Here is a 3,879-nt window from a genome sequence, read left to right as displayed (position 1 = left end):
CAAGAGTATGGCTTGCACTCGCTTTACTCTGCCGCGCAGCGGCTTCGTTCAACAAACAATTTAAGAGTGATTCCCCACGCGTGGCATTTTCACTGTGCGTTGGTTTTAGTGATTAAGGTGTTTGCAGTAGCTTCGGTATTGCGTTGTTCACGCTTTAACTTTTCGTTATAAGCTATTGCATTTGTTAAGTATTTCAAAGTATGCGTAAAAGGTTCTAAGTATTATTCTTTCTTTAGTTATGTAAAGCGGGTTACCTATGGGCTCATCATCTCGCAGTAAATCGGTTGCACTTATATCGAGTGTGTTTTTTGTTATAGGTCTTTTATCAATGAACATTGATGGGTTCGGTTTAGCGCCCATATTTGTTGTGTTGATATCCTTCTTTATGCTTATTATTCATAGTTTTCTGCACTTTAGCGGTCGTAAAAATAGCGATGTATTTAATGCTTATGAAGAGTCAGCTAAAACTAAGGCAGCAGCACTAGAGTCTGGGCTGAACAATAAAAATAAGTAATACGGTCAAGCTAGTTCGCTTATAACAAGCGATAGCAATTTTATAGACCAGTTAGCTATTTTCGCTACTCGCTTCAACGCCTATACGTATGAGTTGCATATTTGCTATTGTAGTCAGTAGCTTATAGCGAGTTACTGACTTCTGAAGTATAACTTTACCATCTGGATCTACGGCATGAAGACTAAAGTGGTTTTTTTGTTAGGGCGATACCTTTAAGTATCGTTCTAATAACAAATTTAAGTCGACTGTGTAGTGGTAGCGTTGTCAGCTACTTAATTCGGTGCTCACTGGCAAAGGAGATGTTGATCAATGGAAGAATTGATAGCCCAATATACGGGTGCAAACGAAGATGAAAGGCTAACTCGGCAATATATTGCTCAGTTAGAGTTTGATACTACGATACATAAACTCACACCTTATTTACTTAAAGGAAAATCAGTATGTGAGTTAGGAGCAGCAACGGGGCGCTATTCCTTACATTTTGCGAAATTAGGTTGTGATGTTACAGCAGTAGAACTTGCGCCTGACCAAGTGAAGATTTTAAATACTAAAGCAAAATCTGAAGGTATAGAGTTAAAAGTGTTTGAGGGTAATGCTTGTGATGTGTCATTTATCGAAAGTAATTCTCAAGACGTTTGTGTAATTCTTGGGCCCTTGTACCACCTAAAAACTCTGCATGAAAGAGAGCTTGCGGTTAATGAAGCACTAAGGATTTTAAAGCCAAATGGTGTACTAGCCATAGCCTATATTTCACGTTTCTTTGTCGCTGGTATGTTTGCCCAACAATTTCCAGAGCTAGTCACTCCGGAGGTGCTTCTAGAGTTAAATAAACATGGCACGGTATCAAACGCTAAAGCCGATAGTTTTTTCAAGGTCGGGTATTTCGCAACGCCTAGTGAAATTGAAAATCTTGTAAACAAAAATGGGTTTAATGTAATTGGACACGCAGCAACAGATGGATTTGGACGTTACATATCTAACGGTGTTAATAACTTTACGCCATCTCAATATCAGACATGGTTAGATTATCATTTAGCAAATTGCGACGAAGCAAGCCTTTTGGGATCAAGTAATCATGGTTTAGTGATCGCTAGAAAAGCCAGTTCACAAAGCAGTTAAGTCGGATTCATAAACGTGTGCCGATTCCGTTTCGCTTCATTATGGCACTCGTACACTCACCGTTTATTGGGACGTTAGCTGTTCTATTGGTCTCAGAGGGAATATGTTTAAATTCGTAAGGTTGATAGTGCTATCAAATTTATTAGCACTGCTAATTGTAGTTACTTTCGAGTATTTCACAGGCTATTTGAAACTAGCATTTTCTAGTGATTATGCGTTCTATTCAATGCTAATTCTTCTTGCTCTGGGTTCACTTTTGTCTTTTTCCGGTCATAAGGTCGGATATAGTGACCCTAGTAACATGGCTGGCGTTTCTGCTAGTTCGTTAATTGAAAACGAGTCTGCTAAATCAACCATTGTGACAAAATTAGAGAGTACGTCTGTTGGGCACAGCTTATTGATTGCTAGTTTATTGCCACTACTTTATTGCCTACTATCGTAGCCATCACCGAATAAATTGTTTAACTGGATTCCAAAACGCTCGGCACTTTGTAATGGTCGGCTTTTGTGGGTAAGGTAGTCATATTAGTTTGGTTGCATTGTTTTTTTCACTGGTTAACTAGGCTTATACGAGCTTGAAAAATCTAACATGGAGAGTGAATTGAAAGATTACGAAGTTTATCTGTTCGATATGGACGGAACATTAGTAAATTCAGAGCCTTTAAAGGGCAAAGCGTTAGCATTAGCTTGTTTAGATTATGGCGCACACGTAGACCACAACATTTACAAAGATGTTATGGGGGAAAGTTGGCAGGTTGTAACGGGTCACTTTTTTGAAAATGCAAATATTGCTCCTGACTTAGAAGAGTTTAATTGCCACTTTCGAGCTCATTACGAACAGATGCTCAATGATGATCTTGAGCTAAATGTTGGGGCTAAGGCTTACATAGAACAGTTAAAACTAGCAGGGAAAAAGTGTGGAGTTGTTAGTTCAGCAGCAACATGGATGGTTGATAATATTTTAACCTCGTTGCAGCTAGAGAATGCTTTTGACCTTGTTATCACACAGGAGCATGTAACTAAGCATAAACCGGATCCTGAAGCCTATACTTTAGCTCTTGGTAGATTAGCGGCTTCACCTGGCCAAACAATTGTGTTTGAAGATTCCACAGCGGGTATTCGTGCTGGTAAATCTAGTGGCTGTGACGTCATTGCTGTTAAGCATAGCTTTAATGGTAAAAATGATCTAAGCGGTGCAGTTAAAGCAATCAGTACATATGAGGAATTGCCCCGTATAAAAAACGAGTATGAGATTAGTAATTAAGATCGAGTAACTGACTTCTCAGTATTGCCTTGCCATGTTGGTCTGCGGCATGAAGGCTAAAGTGTTTTTTAGTTAGAGTGATACCGCTGAAGTAAGAATCATCAGACATGTTACCTCCGGTGTAATCCCACTTAAGTGTGGCAGTTCCTCAGGAGGGGGAGTCCATATTATTAGCTATGGCGAATTGTCGACTTTTCATCATCAAGGAGAGTTTATGTCTATACCCAAGAAGTCACTATTGAGCGAGTATTCCAAAAATTCATATTTCTGTGATAGCTTTTCGAAAAAAATAAAATACAACAACCAAACTGCTATTGAAGTATTTCTTGAAATAGCAACTCAAACACCGACTTGGATTGCATTTCTGATGTCTACGAGAAACTGGGTTGTATCTAAACTCGGTTTAAAAAACTTGGGGGGTCTACAAGATGTATCCCGAGATAAATTAGGTTCAGAATATGTAGTAGGCGAACGAGTCGGTATTTTTACACTGGTCAGTTCAACTGAGAATGAAGTTGTATTAGAAGACTGTGATAAACATCTTAATGTCCGAGTTTCTTTTCTTATTGAGCCTGAAGGAGAAACCGCAATTGTTCACGCAAATACCGTGGTTCATGTGAACAATGTGTTTGGTAAGACCTATATGTTCTTCGTTACGCCATTTCATAAAATAATAGTACCAAGCTCCCTGAAAGGGTTAGAACAGGCATAACAAATAGGGATTGAGTATGAATACGATACTTTAATTGGGCAGGTGAAAGCTATAAATCAAGAAATATAGCTAGTAATTTGAGCAGACAGTTAACACTTGGCCGTTGCCGTTGCCGTTGCCGTTCGGCTTTGCTTTAGTGATTTAGATGGTAGATTTGAGTGTGTTTGGTTACGTTATTGGGCGTTAGCTTACAACGATGAAAAGGAACGTTCGATGGGCTTTGTTGCGTAATTAAATTTAAAGATAGAACAACCCCGTTTCGCGTATTTC

5 protein-coding genes and 1 pseudogene are annotated in these 3,879 nt (G+C 39.0%); 5 read left to right on the top strand and 1 reads right to left on the bottom strand.

From position 1 onward, the window contains the following. Positions 1-256 precede the first annotated feature (256 nt). Positions 257-514 (top strand): hypothetical protein, encoded by a 258-nt coding sequence (locus tag ACED28_RS22845; protein WP_017093519.1) that lies wholly within the window; start codon positions 257-259, stop codon positions 512-514. A gap of 69 nt (positions 515-583) precedes the next feature. Here ACED28_RS22845 and ACED28_RS22840 read toward each other — a convergent pair. After that, a pseudogene (locus tag ACED28_RS22840) lies at positions 584-709 on the bottom strand (IS110 family transposase); the annotation flags it as partial. Positions 710-823: 114 nt separating this feature from the next. Here ACED28_RS22840 and ACED28_RS22835 point away from each other — a divergent pair. The 4 genes from ACED28_RS22835 to ACED28_RS22820 all read left to right on the top strand — a co-directional run bounded on the left by ACED28_RS22835 (position 824) and on the right by ACED28_RS22820 (position 3,609). Then, on the top strand, positions 824-1,633 hold the full coding sequence (locus ACED28_RS22835) for a class I SAM-dependent methyltransferase (protein WP_135384992.1): 810 nt from the start codon (positions 824-826) through the stop codon (positions 1,631-1,633). A gap of 103 nt (positions 1,634-1,736) precedes the next feature. Next, positions 1,737-2,075: a hypothetical protein gene (locus tag ACED28_RS22830; protein ID WP_012603990.1), complete on the top strand. Its 339-nt coding sequence runs from the start codon at positions 1,737-1,739 to the stop codon at positions 2,073-2,075. A gap of 147 nt (positions 2,076-2,222) precedes the next feature. Continuing rightward, positions 2,223-2,897, top strand: a complete 675-nt coding sequence (locus ACED28_RS22825) for an HAD family hydrolase (protein ID WP_371710818.1) — start codon at positions 2,223-2,225, stop codon at positions 2,895-2,897. Positions 2,898-3,111: 214 nt separating this feature from the next. Continuing rightward, positions 3,112-3,609: a DUF2867 domain-containing protein gene (locus ACED28_RS22820; protein ID WP_041472808.1), complete on the top strand. Its 498-nt coding sequence runs from the start codon at positions 3,112-3,114 to the stop codon at positions 3,607-3,609. The last annotated feature ends 270 nt before the right edge of the window (positions 3,610-3,879 follow it).

It is taken from the genome of Vibrio sp. 1F253, from assembly GCF_041439295.1.
In the GTDB taxonomy this organism is placed as follows: Bacteria; Pseudomonadota; Gammaproteobacteria; order Enterobacterales; family Vibrionaceae; genus Vibrio; species Vibrio tasmaniensis_A.
The sequence above is the reverse complement of the archived record's forward strand: the minus strand, read 5'-3'. Positions and strand labels throughout refer to the sequence as shown.

Excerpts from the sequence above, each read along its gene's own strand:
- ACED28_RS22830 (WP_012603990.1), top strand. The coding sequence starts at position 1,737 with ATGTTTAAATTCGTAAGGTTGATAGTGCTATCAAATTTATTAGCACTG.
- ACED28_RS22820 (WP_041472808.1), top strand. The coding sequence starts at position 3,112 with ATGTCTATACCCAAGAAGTCACTATTGAGCGAGTATTCCAAAAATTCA.
- ACED28_RS22845 (WP_017093519.1), top strand. The coding sequence starts at position 257 with ATGGGCTCATCATCTCGCAGTAAATCGGTTGCACTTATATCGAGTGTG.
- ACED28_RS22835 (WP_135384992.1), top strand. The coding sequence starts at position 824 with ATGGAAGAATTGATAGCCCAATATACGGGTGCAAACGAAGATGAAAGG.
- ACED28_RS22825 (WP_371710818.1), top strand. The coding sequence starts at position 2,223 with ATGGAGAGTGAATTGAAAGATTACGAAGTTTATCTGTTCGATATGGAC.